Origin of the sequence: Pseudomonas kulmbachensis (genome assembly GCF_963681935.1) — a bacterium.
Lineage (GTDB): Bacteria > Pseudomonadota > Gammaproteobacteria > Pseudomonadales > Pseudomonadaceae > Aquipseudomonas > Aquipseudomonas kulmbachensis.
The window spans coordinates 128,396-146,142 of record NZ_OY817088.1 but is presented as its reverse complement, the minus strand read 5'-3'; the positions used below and the strand labels follow the sequence as shown (position 1 = coordinate 146,142).

20 protein-coding genes are annotated in these 17,747 nt (G+C 57.9%); 8 read left to right on the top strand and 12 right to left on the bottom strand.

Features of this window, described 5'->3' with window-relative positions:
* Nucleotides 1–147: 147 nt before the first annotated feature.
* Entirely contained in the window at nt 148–813 is a 666-nt protein-coding gene (locus tag U5A05_RS00725; RefSeq protein WP_321835228.1) for a fumarylacetoacetate hydrolase family protein, read from the bottom strand.
* A gap of 177 nt (nt 814–990) precedes the next feature.
* Nucleotides 991–2,385 carry an FAD-binding oxidoreductase gene (locus tag U5A05_RS00720; protein ID WP_321835226.1) on the bottom strand — a complete coding sequence of 465 codons (1,395 nt, stop codon included), beginning with the start codon at nt 2,383–2,385 and terminating at the stop codon, nt 991–993.
* Between the two features lie 206 nt (nt 2,386–2,591).
* On the opposite strand from U5A05_RS00720, the gene serA reads away from it, so the two are divergent.
* Entirely contained in the window at nt 2,592–3,821 is a 1,230-nt protein-coding gene (gene serA / locus U5A05_RS00715; RefSeq protein WP_048361436.1) for a phosphoglycerate dehydrogenase, read from the top strand.
* A 58-nt stretch (nt 3,822–3,879) separates the two neighbouring features.
* On the opposite strand, the gene U5A05_RS00710 is transcribed toward serA, so the two are convergent.
* Nucleotides 3,880–4,317 (bottom strand): DUF4399 domain-containing protein, encoded by a 438-nt coding sequence (locus U5A05_RS00710; protein ID WP_261740398.1) that lies wholly within the window; start codon nt 4,315–4,317, stop codon nt 3,880–3,882.
* Between the two features lie 140 nt (nt 4,318–4,457).
* On the opposite strand from U5A05_RS00710, the gene U5A05_RS00705 reads away from it, so the two are divergent.
* Nucleotides 4,458–5,099: a transporter substrate-binding domain-containing protein gene (locus U5A05_RS00705; RefSeq protein WP_261740397.1), complete on the top strand. Its 642-nt coding sequence runs from the start codon at nt 4,458–4,460 to the stop codon at nt 5,097–5,099.
* 120 nt (nt 5,100–5,219) lie between these two features.
* Here U5A05_RS00705 and U5A05_RS00700 read toward each other — a convergent pair whose 3' ends face one another.
* Genes U5A05_RS00700 through U5A05_RS00690 form a run of 3 tightly spaced genes read right to left on the bottom strand, consistent with a single transcriptional unit; the run spans nt 5,220 to nt 9,010 of the window.
* Nucleotides 5,220–6,479 carry a c-type cytochrome gene (locus U5A05_RS00700; protein ID WP_425262894.1) on the bottom strand — a complete coding sequence of 420 codons (1,260 nt, stop codon included), beginning with the start codon at nt 6,477–6,479 and terminating at the stop codon, nt 5,220–5,222.
* 6 nt (nt 6,480–6,485) lie between these two features.
* Nucleotides 6,486–8,270: a GMC family oxidoreductase gene (locus U5A05_RS00695; protein WP_321835220.1), complete on the bottom strand. Its 1,785-nt coding sequence runs from the start codon at nt 8,268–8,270 to the stop codon at nt 6,486–6,488.
* Between the two features lie 2 nt (nt 8,271–8,272).
* On the bottom strand, nt 8,273–9,010 hold the full coding sequence (locus tag U5A05_RS00690; protein ID WP_321835218.1) for a gluconate 2-dehydrogenase subunit 3 family protein: 738 nt from the start codon (nt 9,008–9,010) through the stop codon (nt 8,273–8,275).
* Between the two features lie 287 nt (nt 9,011–9,297).
* On the opposite strand from U5A05_RS00690, the gene U5A05_RS00685 reads away from it, so the two are divergent.
* Entirely contained in the window at nt 9,298–9,933 is a 636-nt protein-coding gene (locus U5A05_RS00685) for a dual specificity protein phosphatase family protein (RefSeq protein ID WP_261740393.1), read from the top strand.
* Here the strand turns inward: U5A05_RS00685 and U5A05_RS00680 are convergent.
* Nucleotides 9,822–10,982, bottom strand: a complete 1,161-nt coding sequence (locus U5A05_RS00680; protein ID WP_321835215.1) for an aminopeptidase — start codon at nt 10,980–10,982, stop codon at nt 9,822–9,824. The two genes, U5A05_RS00685 and U5A05_RS00680, sit on opposite strands and share 112 nt — an antisense overlap.
* A 105-nt stretch (nt 10,983–11,087) precedes the next feature.
* On the opposite strand from U5A05_RS00680, the gene U5A05_RS00675 reads away from it, so the two are divergent.
* Nucleotides 11,088–11,504 (top strand): PA0061/PA0062 family lipoprotein, encoded by a 417-nt coding sequence (locus U5A05_RS00675; RefSeq protein ID WP_261742524.1) that lies wholly within the window; start codon nt 11,088–11,090, stop codon nt 11,502–11,504.
* Here the strand turns inward: U5A05_RS00675 and U5A05_RS00670 are convergent.
* Together U5A05_RS00670 and U5A05_RS00665 are read right to left on the bottom strand one after the other, a co-directional pair.
* Entirely contained in the window at nt 11,496–11,741 is a 246-nt protein-coding gene (locus tag U5A05_RS00670; protein ID WP_261740391.1) for a DUF1161 domain-containing protein, read from the bottom strand. The two genes, U5A05_RS00675 and U5A05_RS00670, sit on opposite strands and share 9 nt — an antisense overlap.
* 158 nt (nt 11,742–11,899) lie before the next feature.
* A complete protein-coding gene (locus U5A05_RS00665) occupies nt 11,900–12,331 on the bottom strand; it encodes an OsmC family protein (RefSeq protein WP_321835202.1) in 432 nt (143 codons plus the stop codon).
* 215 nt (nt 12,332–12,546) lie between these two features.
* Here U5A05_RS00665 and U5A05_RS00660 point away from each other — a divergent pair, with 215 nt between their 5' ends.
* Entirely contained in the window at nt 12,547–13,551 is a 1,005-nt protein-coding gene (locus tag U5A05_RS00660; RefSeq protein ID WP_261740390.1) for an LLM class flavin-dependent oxidoreductase, read from the top strand.
* Between the two features lie 100 nt (nt 13,552–13,651).
* Here the strand turns inward: U5A05_RS00660 and U5A05_RS00655 are convergent, their stop codons facing one another.
* Both U5A05_RS00655 and U5A05_RS00650 read right to left on the bottom strand, forming a co-directional pair.
* Complete coding sequence (locus tag U5A05_RS00655; RefSeq protein ID WP_261740389.1) at nt 13,652–13,876, bottom strand: DUF1161 domain-containing protein; 225 nt, start codon at nt 13,874–13,876, stop codon at nt 13,652–13,654.
* 119 nt (nt 13,877–13,995) lie between these two features.
* On the bottom strand, nt 13,996–14,211 hold the full coding sequence (locus U5A05_RS00650) for a dodecin (RefSeq protein WP_261740388.1): 216 nt from the start codon (nt 14,209–14,211) through the stop codon (nt 13,996–13,998).
* A 154-nt stretch (nt 14,212–14,365) separates the two neighbouring features.
* Between U5A05_RS00650 and U5A05_RS00645 the strand changes: the two genes are divergently transcribed.
* Nucleotides 14,366–14,692, top strand: coding sequence for an ElaB/YgaM/YqjD family protein (locus U5A05_RS00645; protein ID WP_261740387.1), 327 nt, complete (start codon nt 14,366–14,368; stop codon nt 14,690–14,692).
* On the opposite strand, the gene U5A05_RS00640 is transcribed toward U5A05_RS00645, so the two are convergent.
* A complete protein-coding gene (locus tag U5A05_RS00640) occupies nt 14,689–15,585 on the bottom strand; it encodes a LysR family transcriptional regulator (RefSeq protein WP_261740386.1) in 897 nt (298 codons plus the stop codon). The two genes, U5A05_RS00645 and U5A05_RS00640, sit on opposite strands and share 4 nt — an antisense overlap.
* A gap of 113 nt (nt 15,586–15,698) precedes the next feature.
* On the opposite strand from U5A05_RS00640, the gene trpB reads away from it, so the two are divergent.
* Together trpB and trpA are read left to right on the top strand one after the other, a co-directional pair.
* Entirely contained in the window at nt 15,699–16,934 is a 1,236-nt protein-coding gene (gene trpB / locus U5A05_RS00635) for a tryptophan synthase subunit beta (protein ID WP_321835212.1), read from the top strand.
* A complete protein-coding gene (gene trpA, locus U5A05_RS00630) occupies nt 16,934–17,740 on the top strand; it encodes a tryptophan synthase subunit alpha (protein ID WP_261740384.1) in 807 nt (268 codons plus the stop codon). Before trpB ends, trpA begins: the two co-directional genes overlap by 1 nt.
* The last annotated feature ends 7 nt before the right edge of the window (nt 17,741–17,747 follow it).

The following is a 17,747-nucleotide window of genomic DNA, read 5'->3' as shown; positions in this document are numbered from 1 at the left end:
GAGGCTGCGTTCGATTGCGAAGCGATCGTAAAATCAGGGCGCGTGTTTTAACTGAATAATCGCGTTTACTGATTCTGCGACGGCTTCGCCGCCGAACGCAGCCTCGTCCCTTCGGCAGCTGCTACGGGACTTGCTTGCAGTTTCTGATTAACGCACGCTGCTTTCGAAGCGGCTCACACCCGTCAACTCCAGCACCAGTTCATCACCCACATTCAGCGGGCCAACACCCACCGGGGTGCCGGTCATGATCACGTCACCGGCTTGCAGCGAGAAGCACGCGGCCATGTGTTGGATCATCGGTACAATCGGATTGAGCATCAGGGCGCTGCTGCCGTCCTGGCGCACTTCGCCATTGATGGTCAGGCGAATGCCAATATCGGCCAAGTCAGCAAACGTGCTGCTCTGTACGAAAGGGGCGAGTACGCAGGCGCCGTCGAACGATTTGGCGATTTCCCACGGCAAGCCCTTGCCCTTGAGCTCTGCCTGTTTGTCGCGCAGGGTCAGGTCCAGGCCGGGAGCAAAACCGGAGATAGCGTCCAGCACTTCTTCCACACTTGGGTTGTTCGACAGGGGCTTGCCGATCAGCACCGAGATTTCTGCCTCGTAGTGGACTGAGCCACGTTCGGTCGGAATGGTAAAACCGCCTTCCAGCGGCACGACACAACTGCCCGGCTTGATGAAAAGCAGAGGTTCAGTCGGGATCGGGTTATCCAGCTCTTTGGCGTGCTCGGCATAGTTACGGCCGATGCACACCACTTTCCCGATAGGAAAGTGAATCCGGGTACCGTCGACATACTGGTGCTGATAGCTCATGGACCGACTCCGCTGTTGGCTAGTGACTCCGTAGCAGCTGCCGAAGGCTGCGTCCGATTGCGAAGCGACGTAAAACCTCAGAACGTGATTTAACAGGTAGACCACGTTCTACGGACTTACGACGGCTACGCCGCCGAACGCAGCCTCCGGCAGCTGCTACGGGTTTTGTATTGTTAGTTAAACCGCAAAAATCTTGCCGGGGTTCATGATGCCTTTCGGGTCGAACACTGCCTTGAGCGCTTTCATGTACTCGATCTCGACCGGCGAACGGCTGTAGGTCAGGTAATCACGCTTGGTCATACCCACGCCATGCTCGGCAGAGATCGAACCGTTGTACTTCTCGACGGTTTCAAATACCCACTTGTTCACTGTCGCGCACTTGGCGAAGAACTCGTCCTTGCTCAGGTTTTCCGGCTTGAGGATGTTCAAGTGCAGGTTGCCGTCACCAATATGGCCGAACCAGACGATTTCGAAATCCGGGTAGTGTTCGCCGACAATCGCGTCAATTTCTTTCAAAAATGCCGGGACTTTCGACACAGTGACCGAAATGTCGTTTTTGTAAGGCGTCCAGTGGGAAATGGTCTCGGAGATGTACTCGCGCAGTTTCCACAGGTTTTGCAGCTGGGTTTCGCTCTGGCTCATCACGCCATCGAGCACCCAGCCCTGTTCCATGCAGTGTTCGAAAGTTTCCAGGGCCGCGGTGGCCACTTCTTCGGTGGTCGCTTCGAATTCCAGCAGCGCATAGAACGGGCAGTCGGTCTCAAACGGCGAAGGCACATCACCACGACCCATCACTTTGGCCAGCGCCTTGTCGGAGAAGAACTCAAACGCCGTCAGATCCAGCTTGCTTTGGAACGCGTGCAGCACCGGCATGATCGAGTCGAAATCGGCCGTACCCAACACCATCGCGGTCAGGTTTTTAGGTGCACGATCCAGACGCATGGTGGCTTCTACCACAAAACCCAGGGTGCCCTCAGCGCCGATAAACAGCTGACGCATGTCGTAGCCAGTGGCGTTTTTGATCAGGTCCTTGTTCAGTTCCAGCACATCGCCCTTGCCGGTCACGACTTTCATGCCCGCCACCCAGTTGCGGGTCATGCCGTAGCGAATCACCTTGATCCCGCCGGCATTGGTGCCGATATTGCCGCCAATCTGGCTGGAACCTGCAGAGGCGAAATCCACCGGGTAGTACAGGCCGTTTTCTTCGGCCAGGTTTTGCAGGTGCTCGGTGACCACACCCGGCTGGCAGACCACGGTGCGGTCGGTCAGGTTGATGTCCAGCACTTGATTCATGTAATCGAACGACACCACCACTTCGCCATTGGCGGCCACGGCGGCGGCGGACAAACCGGTTCGCCCACCCGATGGCACCAGCGCAACGTTGTGAGCGTTGGCCCACAGCACGATGGCCTGCACTTGTTCGGTGGTTTTGGGGAACACAATAGCCAGCGGGGCCGGGGCGAAATGCTTGGTCCAATCCTTGCCGTAAGCATTAAGGGAGTCGGCGTCGGTCAGGACCTTGCCAGGCTCTACCAGGGTCTTTAGCTCATCAATCAAGGCAGGATGGGTCATCAACAGAACTCTCGAACAATTCATGGTCATCCTGAGAACGCTTCACGTCGCAGGAATGGGTGTTTAGCGGGGCTCTTATGCTAGCATACGACCCCCCCGTAGAATCGAGCCATAGGACGATTCTCGGTGCCGGTCTTCACGCCGGCCAGGTCAGCTCTCGCTGTCCATTCCCTGCCATTTTTTCTCTGGGACACAGGTTTACGCAGATGAGCAAGACTTCTCTCGATAAGAGCAAGATCAAGTTCCTTCTTTTGGAAGGCGTCCACCAATCCGCTGTTGAAGTGCTCAAATCTGCCGGGTATACCAGCATTGAGTACATCACCAGTTCCTTGCCTGAAGCCCAGCTGAAGGAAAAGATCGCTGATGCCCACTTTATCGGCATCCGTTCTCGTACCCAGCTGACCGAAGAAGTGTTCGACTGCGCCAAGAAATTGGTTGCTGTTGGTTGTTTCTGCATCGGCACCAACCAGGTCGACCTCAACGCTGCTCGCGAACGCGGTATCGCTGTTTTCAACGCTCCTTACTCCAACACCCGTTCGGTGGCCGAGTTGGTACTGGCTGAAGCGATCCTGTTGTTGCGTGGCATCCCTGAGAAAAACGCTTCCTGCCACCGTGGTGGCTGGATCAAAAGCGCTGCCAACTCCTTCGAAATCCGGGGCAAGAAGCTGGGCATCGTCGGTTACGGCTCGATCGGTACTCAGCTGTCGGTCCTGGCTGAAGGCCTGGGCATGCAAGTGTTCTTCTACGACACCGTGACCAAACTGCCATTGGGCAACGCGACTCAGGTCGGCAACCTGCACGAACTGTTGGGCATGTCCGACATCGTGACGCTGCACGTGCCTGAAACCGCCGCCACTCAGTGGATGATCGGTGAGAAAGAAATCCGCGCCATCAAAAAGGGCGGGATTCTGATCAACGCCGCTCGTGGCACCGTAGTTGAGCTGGACGCCCTGGCTGACGCGATCAAGGACAAGCACCTGATCGGCGCCGCCATCGACGTGTTCCCGGTTGAGCCGCGCTCCAACGACGACGTGTTCGAAAGCCCGCTGCGCGGCCTGGATAACGTAATCCTGACCCCGCACATCGGCGGCTCCACCGCTGAAGCGCAAGCCAACATCGGTCTGGAAGTAGCAGAAAAACTGGTCAAGTACAGCGACAACGGTACCTCGGTATCGTCGGTGAACTTCCCGGAAGTGGCCCTGCCGGCTCACCCTGGCAAGCACCGTCTGCTGCACATCCACGAAAACATCCCGGGTGTGATGAGCGAGATCAACAAGGTCTTCGCCGAAAACGGGATCAACATCTCCGGCCAGTTCCTGCAAACCAACGAAAAAGTTGGCTATGTAGTGATCGACGTCGACGCCGAGTCTTCGGACCTGGCGCAAGAGAAGTTGCAGACCATCAAAGGCACTATCCGTTGCCGCGTGCTGTTCTAAACGCGCTGCAATAAAAAGGGAGACCCTAGGGTCTCCCTTTTTTATGCGTCGAAAACGCTTATTTCACATCAACTGTGATTTTCTTGGACACAATGCTTGGCTTGAACGGTACGTGAACCTGGTTGCCCAGCACCAACTGCAAGGTGTGCTTGCCTGGTGGCAGAGTTACCTGGGTTTCAGTCTGGGCCTTGCCGAAGTGGATATGGTTGGCGTCGGCCGGGATGGGTGCGTTCTCGGCAGGCAACTGGTCGACATCGATCAGCAGGTGGTGGTGGCCTGCGTGAGGGGTGGCCTCGGTAATAGGCGCCAAAGGCATGCCTTCGATACCGAACTTGACCGTGAAGGTTTGATCAACCGTTGCACCGTCTTTAGGTTCGACGATGAACACTTTGCCGCCTTTTGGAGCCGGTTCCGATTCCAGGCCAGCCGCTGAAGCCATGACCGAAGCGCCCATCAATACAGAAGCCAACGCAACACGAGACAGTAGAGCTTTCATTTTTTTCTCCGGTTTTTTTGCAAAATTCTTCGATGCAAGACAACTTTGAGTCAATCTGTTGTCCAACGCCGCAATTGACCAACATAAAGCAAAGCGAACGCCAGTTGCGAATCGCTTGCAACAATTTCAAAGGAGTGACCATGCGTTTTCTGCCAGGCCTGATGCTTTTACTGCCATTGGCGAGCCCTTTTGCTCAAGCTGAACTGATCGATGACGTGAACGACCGCGGCGAACTGCGCATTGCCCTCGAGGGCGACATGCCGCCGTTCAGCTTCAAGCAGGACGGGCGCCTGACCGGCTTCGACGTCGAACTGGGCGAACTGTTGGCACAGGAACTGGAAGTGCATCCCTCCATTCTTGTTACCGACAGCGCTGACCTGCTGCCGGGTGTTGAGAGCGGTAAATACGATGTCGCCATCAACCACATCGCTTTGACTCCCGAACTCCAGGATCGTTTCGACTTCAGCGAACCTTACAGCCACACCCAGGCACAGAAGATCGCCCGCAAGGAAACACCGCACCCGGCCAATACCCTTGCAACACTTCAGGGTCAGCTTCTAGGCGTAGCTCAAGGCAGCCAGTTTGTCGAACATCAGCCATTGGTGACCGTGGCTCAAAAGCCGCCGGTCACGGATGAGGAAGTGACGCTGGCGATACCCTTCCAGAAGGGCAACCCAGCGTTCCAGGCCAGCCTGGACAAGGCGCTGCAACGGATCAAGGCCGATGGCCGGCTAGAGGCGTTGTCGCAGAAGTGGTTGGTCGGGGATGCAACCCAGCCGTAGGAGTTTTAACCCTGTAGCCGCTGCAGCAGGCTGCGATGGGCAGCGCAGCGGCCCCGACATTTTGAGGGTCCTGCGGACCTTATCGCAGCCTCGTACCTCGTCAGCGGCTACAGCTTCGTATTACTCGCGCAACACCTTCACATCACTGGCCTTCACTTCAGCCGCCTTGTTGCCCCAACTGGTACGGATGAAATTGACCACATCGGCCACTTCCTGATCCGACAAACGCCAGTCGAAAGCAGGCATGGTGAAGGTCGACGGCGCCGTATGTGTCGCTGGCAACGTCCCACCTTTAAGCACGATATGTATCAACGACGTCGGGTCGTTTGACTGCAACACCGGGTTACCCGCCAATGCCGGGAACACGCGGGTATAACCGTGACCATCAGTCCGATGGCAGGCCGCGCAGTTGTCGATATACACCGCCGCGCCGCGCTTGCTGTCGTCACCGTTCCATAGGGCATCAGCCACCGTCGAGTCGTACTGATGCGGGGCATCCGCAGGGTCAACCGCAGGTAACGACTTCAAGTAGCGAGCGATAGCGGTCAGGTCTGCCTCGGACATGTACTGCATGCTGTGTACGATCACATCACTCATGCCGCCAAACACCGCACTGCGATCACTGCGTCCGGTCTTGAGGAACTGCACCAACTGCTCTTCGCTCCAGCTACCCAGGCCGTCCTTGTGGTCGCCACGCAGGTTCTTCGCGATCCAGCCTTCCAGCGGTGCGCTGCCTGACAGGAACGCCGGGCTGTCGCTGGCGCTCAGGGCTTTTTCCTGCATGGTCAGTGCCCGTGGTGTGTGACACGCGCCGCAGTGACCGAGACCTTCCACCAGATAGGCGCCACGGCTGAGCACCGCGTCTTGCCCGGCTTGCGGCTTGAAGTCTGCAACCGCTGGGGCAAACAGCCAGCGCCAGATTGCCAGCGGCCAGCGCATGCTCAGCGGCCACGGAATATCGGCTTCCTGGTTGGCTTGCTCGACGGGTATAACGCCCTTCATGAAATAGGCATACAACGCCTGCATGTCGTCCTGGTTGACCCGCGCATACGATGGATACGGCATGGCCGGATACAAGGTGCTGCCGTTTTGCGCTACGCCGTGGCGTACGGCTTTGTCGAAATCTTCAAAGCTGTAGCTGCCAATGCCGCTTTTACCCGGCGTGATATTGGTCGAATAGATCGTACCGATCGGGGTTTCCATCGCCAGGCCACCGGCAAACGGCTTGCCGTCCTTGGCCGTGTGGCAGGCCACACAGTCACCGGCGCGAGCCAGGTACTCACCTTGCTTGACCAGTGCCTGTGGGTCGCTGTCAGCGGCCACCGCCGAGAAACTGCTGAACAGGGCCAGGGTCGCAATAACAAATGCTTTCATGGTCATCGCTCCTTATGCCTGAACCAGTGGGCCGGGGTTTTTCAGGTACTGCTCGCGGATCGCCCGGGCCGACCAATAGGTCAACGCAGCAACCAGGCCGGTCGGGTTGTATCCCAAGCCTTGCGGGAAGGCCGATGCACCCGGCACAAACACGTTGTGTACGTCCCAGCTCTGCAGGTAACGGTTCAGAGCGCTGGTTTTCGGGTTCGTCCCCATGATCGCGCCACCGTTGAGGTGGGTGGTCTGGTAGGAGGCCGTGTTGAAGTGATCACCCACTTGCTTGCCGATTCGTGCAATGGCCTTGGGGTTCATCGCGTCGGCGATCTTGCCCATTTTTTCCATCATGAAACGATTCATTTTGATGTCGTTTTCTTGCCAGTCGAACGTCATACGCAGCAACGGCTGACCGTAGACATCGCGATAGACCGGGTCCAGGTCGAGGTAGTTGCAACGGTAGGATTGATGCGCACCGTGGGAGTCCATCGACACCTGGTGGGTGTAGTAATCGGCGGTTGCACGCTTCCAGGCACTGCCCCAGGCCGGAGTGCCCGGCGGGTTCGAGGTGCCGGCAATCGGTCGGCTACCCGCCTGGTTGACCCACATCGGCGAACCACCGACAAAGCCGTGAGGCCCGTGGTCGAAGTTGTCCGCGTTGAAATCATCAATCGCCACGCCATTGCCGCCCGCGCCGATAAAGTTGTTGGTGTGCACGTCTTTATCGAAGTAGGCCTTGATGGTGCCCATGTTCTGATAAGCGAAGTTGCGGCCCACCACACCTTCGTTGGTGACTGGGTCGTAAGGCTTGCCAATCCCCGACAGCAGCATCAAGCGCACGTTATGCAGCTGGAACGCGCCCAGAATCACCAGGTCGGCCGGTTGCTCGATCTCGCGGCCCAGTGCGTCGATGTAGGTCACGCCGGTGGCCTTGCTTTTGCTGCTGTCCAGATTGACCCGAATCACATGGGCGTCAGGGCGCAGCTCAAAGTTGGGCAGCGGCGTGAGCGCTGGGAGAATGTTTACGTTGGGTGATGCCTTGGAATACATGTAGCAGACATAGCCGCTGCAAAAACCGCAGAAATTACACGGCCCCATCTGCGCGCCATAGGGGTTGGTGTAAGGTCCCGAGGTGTTGGCCGATGGCAGGTTGTAAGGTTTGTAGCCCACCTCATTGGCCGCTTTCTGAAACAACTGTGCGGAGTAGGTGTTCTTCTGCGATACCAGCGGGAAGTTATCGGAGCGATCCGGCGCATAAGGGTTGCCGCCCTTGCCTTGACCGACCAGTTGGCCGTTGACGGTCCAGGCCTGGCCCGAGGTACCGAAGACTTTTTCGGCGTAGTCAAAGAACGGCTCCAGCTCTTCATAGCTGACGCCAAAGTCCTGGATGGTCATGCCCTCAGGGATAAAGTTTTTGCCGTAGCGTTCTTCGTAATGGCTGCGCATGCGCAGCTCTGTCGGGTCGACCCGAAAGTGCACGCCCGACCAGTGCAAACCCGCGCCGCCCACACCGTTGCCAGGCAAAAACACACCCAGTTGGCGGTTCGGCAGGGCCACATCCTTGATGCTATGGCGGATAGTGACGGTTTCTTTGGAGACGTCCTGAAACAGCTTTTTACGCACGCTGTAGGTCAGTTCGTCGATCACCTGTGGATAGTTACCGTCCGGGTAGGTGTCCTGCATTGGGCCGCGTTCAAGGGCCACAACATTCAGGCCAGCTTCGGTCAGCTCTTTGGCCATGATCGCGCCGGTCCAGCCAAAACCGACGATAACTGCATCAACTTTCTTCATAACGGTCGACATGCTCAAGCCCTCTCGCCGCGGATGGAAACTGCCGGGAAGGGGTACTGCTCGTTGCGTTCAACCCAATCCATAAAATCAGCGCGCGCGCCGGGGAAGCCGATCATGGTCCAGCCGACCATGCCCTTGTTGCCACCGTGAATCGGGTCGCAAAAGAAGCCTTCCTTGGTGTTTTGCAGCAAAAAGCTGAAAAATATTTTGGCTGGAACGCTCTCGAATTTAGGGGTGCCCGCTTCCAATTGTTTGAGCACTTCGTCTCGGGTAGCGCTGTCTAGCCCAGCAAATGTTGAGTTATAGACCTTTTTGCACAGTTCCTCCGTGGCAGCGATGCCCAGACGATAGATCTGCTTTGGCACCAATTTGCTCTGCCAGCCCATTTCAGGTGGCGCGTCGGCATTGAACGGCCCTTGCATAAACCACAGCGCGCCGCTGGCATAGGGCGTGTTCATCTGGCGGTCGATATATTCCGGGACACCAGCTTCCAGAGCGCCGGGGCCTTGCTCGTCTGCCGGGATCAGACGCGCGACAGCGGCGTTTACAAACACCCACTCTTCAGCGGTGAACCAAGTCGGCTCGTAGGCTTTGCCAGGGCTCGAAGGGCGCTGTGCGGGCTCAGGTGCTGCGGCCGCAGGCGTGGCCATCAGCACGGAACCACCAAGGCCGGTGCTGGCGACGGTGACCACTGGAATCAGGGTCAGGGTTTTGCGCAAAAACTCACGCCGGGGATTGTCTTGCTCAGACATGCGGGGCACCTCATCAGGCAGTCACGGATTACAGCCGCTCATGGGCGGCTTTTCGTTTTGGCAGCGATACGGGTCGACGTCGACCTAAGGAAAACAACACGCAGGCAAAATTTGGTTACAAATACTAACAGGCCAAGCGCCTGGATGAATCGTTTCATGCGTGATTTTGCCGCAGCTGCCGTCAGCGCTATAACAGAATTTTTACAAACAGCTCACAGGGTTTTGATCCGGTTTGACTCAATCTGCCGCCACCTCCTGATAATCCCTGTAGAAGTGGTCGAACTGACATGCCGAAAACCCGGTTTTTCCCTGCTCTGTGCCTGACATTACTGGCAGCCTTTGCGTTGCCTCAGGCTCAGGCCGACGAAACAACCCAGGCGCGGCCAGCGCAGTGGGCACAACCCGTTGCTGCGCAATACAACCTGTATCAAATGTCACCGACCCTGTACCGCAGCGCCTTGCCCGACAGCGCTGCACAGCCGTTGCTGGAAAAACTGCAGATCGCCACCGTGATCAACTTCTTGCCCGAGGCCGATGACGCCTGGCTCAAGACCCCCGGTGTCACCCAAGTCCAGCTGCCTTACCGGACCAATCATGTGGATGACGCCGATGTGCTGGCCGCATTGCGCGCCATTCAAACCGCACAAGCCCAGGGCCCGGTGTTGATGCACTGCAAACACGGCGTGGACCGCACGGGCTTGATGGCAGCGATGTACCGCGTGGTGGTGCAGGACTGGAGCAAGGAAGACGCACTCAAGGAAATGACTCAGGGCGGCTTTGGCCAGACCTCACACTTCAAGGATGGCGTCAGCTACATGACGAAAGCCGATATTCCCAAATTGCGTGAAGCCTTGAGCAGCGGCGCCTGCAGTACCAGCGCGTTTGCCTCCTGCGCGGTAAAGGGCTGGTTCAAGTCCAGCTGACTGTTGGCTCGCGCCCACTGCTCCAAAGCAGCCCTGCGCTGTTGCCGGGGCAGTTTGCCGAGTTGTTCAACCTCGCGATAAAACCTTGGCCAATCGCGATCAAGGTGTTCAAACAGCGCAGCGAAAGCCGGCACCCATTGGTCGTACAGGCCAAACGGCAGCAGCTTTGCGTTATTCATCGGCGCATTGACCCACGCATCAAACCGATTATTCCCAGCCCATTCCTTATGGCGTAGCTGACGGTACTCGCGGCGCATTCGCTCAAACTCTGCAGCTTTGCGCTGACGCATTTCAGCGTCAGGCACAGGCTGCGCGTAGAGGTCTTGCAGGCGCTGACGGGTGTTGAGTACTAACCCGACAAACTGCTCGCGCTGCTTCAAGCTATCGCGGCTTGAGGGCGGCAGCCCTTGGTGGGCGCGCCATTGGCGGGTACCTTCCTGTTCAACGAAGCTGGCAAAAGACTCATTGAACTCACTGTCATCCTTCACATAGACGCGCTGGTGCGCCAGTTCGTGAAAAATCAGGGTGGCCAGGCGCTCATCGCCCCAGGTGAGCATGCTGTTGAGGATAGGGTCATCAAACCAGCCCAATGTCGAGTAAGCCTCGACCCCACTGATAAGCACGTCATTGCCCTGCTGATGTTGCAGGGCCGCTTCGCCGCGCGCCGCACCCTGGCTGTAAAAACCTCGGTAGGCCACGCACCCGGCAATCGGAAAGCAATGGGTCACGGGGTTGAGGGAAAACTCTGGGGTGGCAAATACATTCCACACCACATAGGGCCGTTTGAGGTCGGCATACAGGCGATAGCTCTGATTGTCCGGCAGGTACAAATGCTGGCTGGCAAAGGTGCGGGCAGCCTGGGCATTAGCCAGATGCTGGCGCAGGACAGGCGGCTGCTGCGGGTCGGCAATCACCTTGGCCACCGGCTGGCGGGCTTTTAATAATTGCCATTGGCCATCGGCCAATTGAGCGTAGTACGCAGCACTGGAACAGCCATTGAGCAGCGGTATCAGGGCAATGGCGAGCAGGCAGCGAATACGCAACGTCATAAAGCGATCTCGATAGGCGAGTGGCGCAAGATTAACCGAAGGCGACACGCGATAGGCCAATGGATCAGCGCTATGCTTGTGCTTCACACCCTTGTGGAAATCACCATGCGCACGTTTTTGCTATTGCTGACAGCCTGCCTGCTGAGCGCTTGCGTCAGCACGCCATTGCCCGCGCCGGACCCGAAGATGGCCTGGGTCGACCTTGAAACACAAACCGGCAAGCTGGTGATGGCAGAGCGCCTGGACAATCAGCGCATGAGCGACGGACGCTACTTTCAAGTCACCCCGGGCAGCCATGAATTGATGGTGCGTTTCGATTTCGAGGTATTTGTCGGCGGCATGGGCATGTTCAGCGATCCGCAGGAACGGCTGTGCTATGTCACCGTCAATTACGATAACTTCGAGCCCGGCCAGCATTACCGGTTGCAAACACGCTCGCTGGGTTTCAACGCCTACGCCCGACTGTACAACGCAGCGGGCAAGGTGGTGGCCGAGGAGCGGCTGGTTAACTGCTTACCGTGAGGCCTGACGATCGTTGTTCTGATAAATGATTTTTTTGCTGCCGTATTCGCACGACCCAACCACCATATTCTCGTCATGGACGTCTTCGGTAGTCACGATTTCCAGCGTGTAGGACGACACATTGTTGGCCTGGATCTTGGCTTCGATTTCAGCCTTCAGTTCTTCACACGGCTTGGGGGCAGCCAAGGCCGAAGTAGCCATGGCGCAGCAAACAACAGCTAGAGCAAAACGTTTCATGGTGAGACTCCCTTGAGGCAGGACGCAAAGTCATGATCTGACGCGAGTGGCGATCATTCGATCACATTTAGCGCAGCACAGGACTGATCTGTCGCAGCCGGGTACCAACTGCCCGGGCCAACGCCGCCCCGCTTATGGCTGCGGGGCGGCGTGTACCGTCAGCTCACCAGCGTGGCGTCGAGAGTGATTTTCGCATTCAGCACCTTGGACACCGGACAGCCTTCCTTCGCCTTGGTGGTCAGTTCGTCAAATTGCGCCTGGGTTGCGCCGGGCACTTTGGCCTTGAGCACCAGATGCACGGCAGTGATCTCAAAGCCGCCGTCCACCTGATCCAGCGTAACCTCGGCAGTGGTGTCGATACTGTCGGCCTTGAGGCCGGCATCACCAAGGATCATCGACAGCGCCATCGAAAAGCAGCCCGCATGGGCTGCGCCAATCAGCTCTTCGGGGTTGGTGCCCTTGCCGCCTTCAAACCGGGCCTTGAAGCCATATGGCGCTTCGCGCAGCACGCCGGTTTCCGTGGAGATGGAGCCGATGCCGGTTTTAAGGTCGCCTGCCCAATGAGCCGATGCTTTCTTTTTGATACTCATGCGTGCCTCCTGAAGTACGGCGCGAAGGTTTCACGCCTTGAATGAACTAGTGAGGGTAGTTCGTCTCACAAAGTTCATCTTGTCGGACCAGTCGTCATTTTTATCGGATCAATTCCCTGCCCACCATTGAAACTCGGGTATATGCCCATATTGCTGTAAGCACTGGCAGATCAAGCGAGCACCTTGACCTGCATCCCACCTGGAGTAGCCAGCTGATGAAACGATTGTCTGACATCAAATTCTCGACCCTCGACCTGGTGCCTGTGCGCGAAAATGGCAGCGCCGCCCAGTCGTTGCGCAATTCGCTGGACTTGGCACAGCACGTAGAAAAGTTGGGTTACAACCGTTTCTGGGTCGCCGAACACCACAATATGGACGGCATCGCCAGCTCGGCGACCTCGGTATTGATCGGTTATCTGGCCGGGGGCACTTCGACCATTCGCGTGGGCTCGGGTGGCGTGATGCTGCCCAACCATGCGCCGCTGGTGATCGCCGAGCAGTTCGGCACTCTGGAAAGTCTGTACCCGGGGCGGATCGATCTGGGCCTTGGTCGTGCGCCGGGTTCGGACCAGATGACCGCCCGCGCCCTGCGCCGTGAGCGTTCAGGCAGTGCCGATGACTTCCCGCAGGATGTGGCCGAGTTGATGCGCTATCTGGGCCCGCGCACCCCGGACCAACAGATAATCGCCATGCCGGGCACCGGGAGCAACGTACCGGTCTGGCTGCTGGGCTCCAGCTTGTTCAGTGCACAACTGGCCGGTGAACTTGGCTTGCCTTACGCCTTTGCCTCACATTTCGCACCGCGCTTGATGCACGAAGCGATTCGCGTGTATCGCAACCACTTCAAGCCATCGGCGACCCTCGACAAACCTTACGTGATGCTTGGCATTCCGCTGGTTGCAGCCGATACCGACGAGCAGGCCGAGTATCTGGCCACTTCTGTACAACAGCGGATTTTGGCGTTGATGCGTGGGCAAAGCCTGGTGCAGCGCCCACCTGTGGAAACGATGGATGGCCTGTGGTTGCCCCACGAGAAAGAGGCGGTGATGAGCTTCCTGGGTCTGGCTATGGTCGGCAGCCCGCAGAAAATTCGCGCCAAACTGGACGTCTTGATCGAACAAACCCAAGCGGACGAGCTGATCTTTACCTGTGATTTGTATGAGCATGCAGACCGCATTCATTCGTATGAATTGCTGTCGCAGGTGATGAAAGAGGCTTAACCCTAAAGCAAACGTGGGAGCGAGCCTGCTCGCGATGGCATCGACGCAGTTCAACTGAAACACCGCGTCGTCTGGCAGCGCGAGCAGGCTCGCTCCCACATTACCCGCGCTTGTAGACGATTTCCTTGGTACCGCCTTCGCAGGTACCCACTACTTTGCCGTCAGCCGAAGTGCCTTTTTCCACAGTGGTCAGCGAATAATGCTGGGTGCCGTGAGCCTCAATCTTCGCGGCGATTTCGCTTTTCAGTTCTTCACAAGGCTTGCCCTGTGCAAACGCCGTTCCTGCCAGACTCAGCAAACCTACAGCCAATAAAATCTTTTTCATCGGTCACATTCCCCGGTCAAAACAAAAAGGGTGCAATGCGCATGTGCCGCATTGCACCCAGACGGTGTAGCGGACTTTATGGCAAACGGCCAGCCCGCTGATCAAAAGGCTGTGTCAAATCAACTGGTAGCAATCCGAAAACCGATTTTGAGTGTCACCTGATAGTGCGCCACCTTGCCGTCCTTGATGTGCCCGCGGGTGTCGATCACTTCGAACCATTCCATGTGTTTGATGCTTTTGTTGGCCTCGGCCAGTGCATTACCGATGGCGTCTTCTATGCTGCTCGGGGACGAGCCTACCAGTTCAACTTTCTTGTAGGTGTGATGGTCAGACATAACGTTCTCCTTTGTCGTAGATCAAAGCCTAGCAGCGATTGTGCTAAATACTTTGTAGGCAATCTGAAAGGAAAAGTTCAGGCCAACTGCACTTTCTGAAATCTGCGTAGTCGGACTTAACAAGCACCTCACTCATCAATGCAGGAGAGCCCTAATGGCTAGCAACTCTTTACGTAAAGCCTCATTGCAAAGCATGGAAGCAGAGATCGAGAGCCTGCTCAAGTCTCTGGAAAGCCTCAAGCACGATGCTTCGGACGAATCCAAAAAGACGCTTAGCGCCCTCAAAAGCAATGCCGAGAATGCACTCAAGCATTCGCGCCATCTGCTCAGCGATGCCTACGAAGAAGTGAAAGACAAAACCCGCGAAACCGCGATCGCCACCCGCGAATACGCCCAGGAACACCCGTATGCCACCGCAGGCGTTGCCATAGGCGCACTGGGCCTGCTGGCGGCCTTCCTGATGTGCAAGCGCGGCAACTAATCCGCGCTACGCGCAAGCTCAGCCTTGAGCCATTGCGCCAGTTGCCGGGCGCGCCCATCTGCGGCGCGCTTGGGCAACCATAACGTCAACTGCGCCGCAGTCTCGTTGAAGCCCCACGGCGCCACCAGGCGTCCAGCCTGAAGGTCTTGCACCACCAGCGGCTCGGGGGCAATTGCCACACCCAAGCCCGCAACGGCGGCCTCAAGCAAGTAATACAAGTGTTCAAACCCCTGCCCGAACTTCAAGTCCTTTGACTCGATTGCATTCTGCTGCGCCCAGTTTGGCCAGGCCTGAGGCCGCGAAGTGGTGTGCAGCAACGGTTCGTCGAGCAAGACGCTGGCCGGGGCGTGACGCAGTTGTTCGTAGCGCGCATAGCGCGGGCTGACCACCGGGCCAATACGCTCACTGACCAACTCATACACCTGCATATCCGCGGGCCACGGCGGCTCGGCAAATACCAGCAAGGCATCCAGACCTGGGCGTCGCGGGTCGAGATCGCCTTCACCGGCCGACAAGTGCAAGCGCAAGTCCGGCAAATCGGCATTCAGTCGACCCAAGCGCGGAATAAACCAGCGCGCCAGCAAACTGCCTGAACAGCCCAACACAAACGGGGCATCAACCTGGCTTTGCGTGAGTTCAGCGCACACATTTCGTAGACGTTCGAAAGCTTCGCTGCTGGCATCACGCAGGCGGGTTCCGGCGTCGGTAAGCTTTAGTCCACGCCCTTCCTTGACGAACAGGCTCACCCCCAAGTGCTCTTCGAGTACTTTTAGTTGGCGACTAACGGCGCCGTGGGTGACATTCAATTGCTCGGCCGCCTGGCTGACGCTAGTCAGGCGGGCGGTGGCTTCGAATGCCCGCAAGGCATTCAGGGGAGGGAGGTCGCGACTCATGATATCTGTGAGTTTTCCTGACAGGTTACGGCGATCTTATCGGTTTTCATCCTGGGCTGTCGCGGGTAAAGTCAGGTCCATCGACCTTCGTAACTTTTTATCTGGAGCGTCACATGACTCAATCCACCTTGCGTACCGGCCCTGATGCCAATGGCCTGTTTGGCTCATTCGGCGGCCGTTACGTGGCTGAAACCCTGATGCCGCTGATCCTTGATCTGGATCGCGAGTACGAGCTGGCAAAAACAGACCCTGAGTTCATCAAGCAACTGGCCTACTTCCAGCGCGACTACGTTGGCCGCCCAAGCCCGCTGTACTTCGCCGAGCGGCTCACCGAGTTCTGTGGCGGCGCCAAGATCTACCTCAAGCGCGAAGAGCTGAACCACACCGGCGCGCACAAGATCAACAACTGCATCGGCCAGATTCTGCTGGCGCGACGCATGGGCAAAAAACGCATTATTGCCGAGACCGGCGCCGGCATGCACGGCGTGGCCACCGCCACCGTGGCAGCGCGCTTTGGTCTGCAGTGCGTGATCTACATGGGCACCACCGACATCGAGCGCCAGCAGGCCAACGTGTTCCGCATGAAGCTGCTGGGCGCTGAAGTGATCCCGGTTATCGCGGGCACCGGCACTCTCAAAGACGCAATGAACGAAGCCCTGCGTGACTGGGTGACCAACGTTGACGACACCTTCTACCTGATCGGTACTGTGGCGGGTCCACACCCGTACCCAGCCATGGTGCGCGACTTCCAGGCCGTGATCGGCAAGGAAACCCGCGACCAGATGCAAGCCCAGGAAGGACGCCTGCCAGACAGCCTGGTGGCATGCATCGGTGGCGGCTCCAACGCGATGGGCCTGTTCCACCCGTTTCTGGATGACACCAGCGTCGAAATCATCGGCGTGGAAGCGGCGGGTTACGGCATCGAAACCGGCAAACACGCGGCCAGCCTCAACGGCGGCGAGCCGGGCGTACTGCACGGCAACCGCACCTTCCTGTTGCAGGACGACGATGGCCAGATCATTGACGCCCACTCGATTTCAGCGGGTCTCGACTACCCTGGCATTGGCCCTGAACACGCCTGGTTGCACGACATCGGCCGCGTCGAGTACACCTCGGTGACCGACGACGAAGCCCTGGACGCCTTCCACAAATGCTGCCGCCTTGAAGGCATCATCCCGGCCCTGGAAAGCGCCCACGCGCTGGCCGAAGTATTCAAACGCGCACCCACCCTGCCAGCCGATCACCTGATGGTGGTCAACCTGTCCGGTCGAGGCGACAAAGACATGCAAACTGTGATGCACCACATGGAAAACTCTCAACAAGAGCAATCCCAGCAGGAGAAACACTAATGAGCCGCCTGCAAACGCGCTTCACCGAACTCAAGGAGCAAAATCGCGCAGCCCTGGTCACCTTCGTCACTGCCGGTGACCCGGATTACGCCACCTCGCTGGCGATCCTCAAGGGCTTGCCTGCAGCGGGCGCCGATGTGATCGAACTGGGCATGCCCTTTACCGACCCAATGGCCGATGGCCCGGCGATTCAGCTGGCCAACATCCGCGCCCTGGGTGCCAAGCAGAACTTGGCCAAAACCCTGCAAATGGTTCGCGAGTTCCGTGAAGACAACAGCAACACGCCGTTGGTACTGATGGGCTACTTCAACCCGATCCACCACTATGGTGTGCCCAAGTTTATTGCCGAAGCCAAAGCGGCAGGTGTAGACGGCCTGATCGTGGTCGACATGCCGCCCGAGCACAACAGCGAGCTGTGCGATCCGGCGCAGGCAGCGGGCCTGGACTTTATCCGTCTGACCACGCCGACCACTGACGATGTGCGCTTGCCAACCGTGCTGGCGGGCAGCTCGGGCTTTGTGTACTACGTATCGGTAGCGGGCGTGACCGGTGCCGGTTCCGCGACAACCGAGCAAGTGAGCGCGGCCATTGAGCGTCTGCGTCGCCATACCGACCTGCCGATCAGCGTGGGCTTTGGCATCCGCACCCCAGAACAGGCTGCGGCGATTGCGCGGTTGGCAGATGGCGTGGTGGTGGGCTCGGCCTTGATCGACAAGATCGAGAATGCAGCGACGCCTGAGCAGGCGGTGGATGGTGTGCTGAGCTTGTGTGCAGCGCTGGCAGAAGGCGTGCGTAGCGCCCGCTAATTCAAGA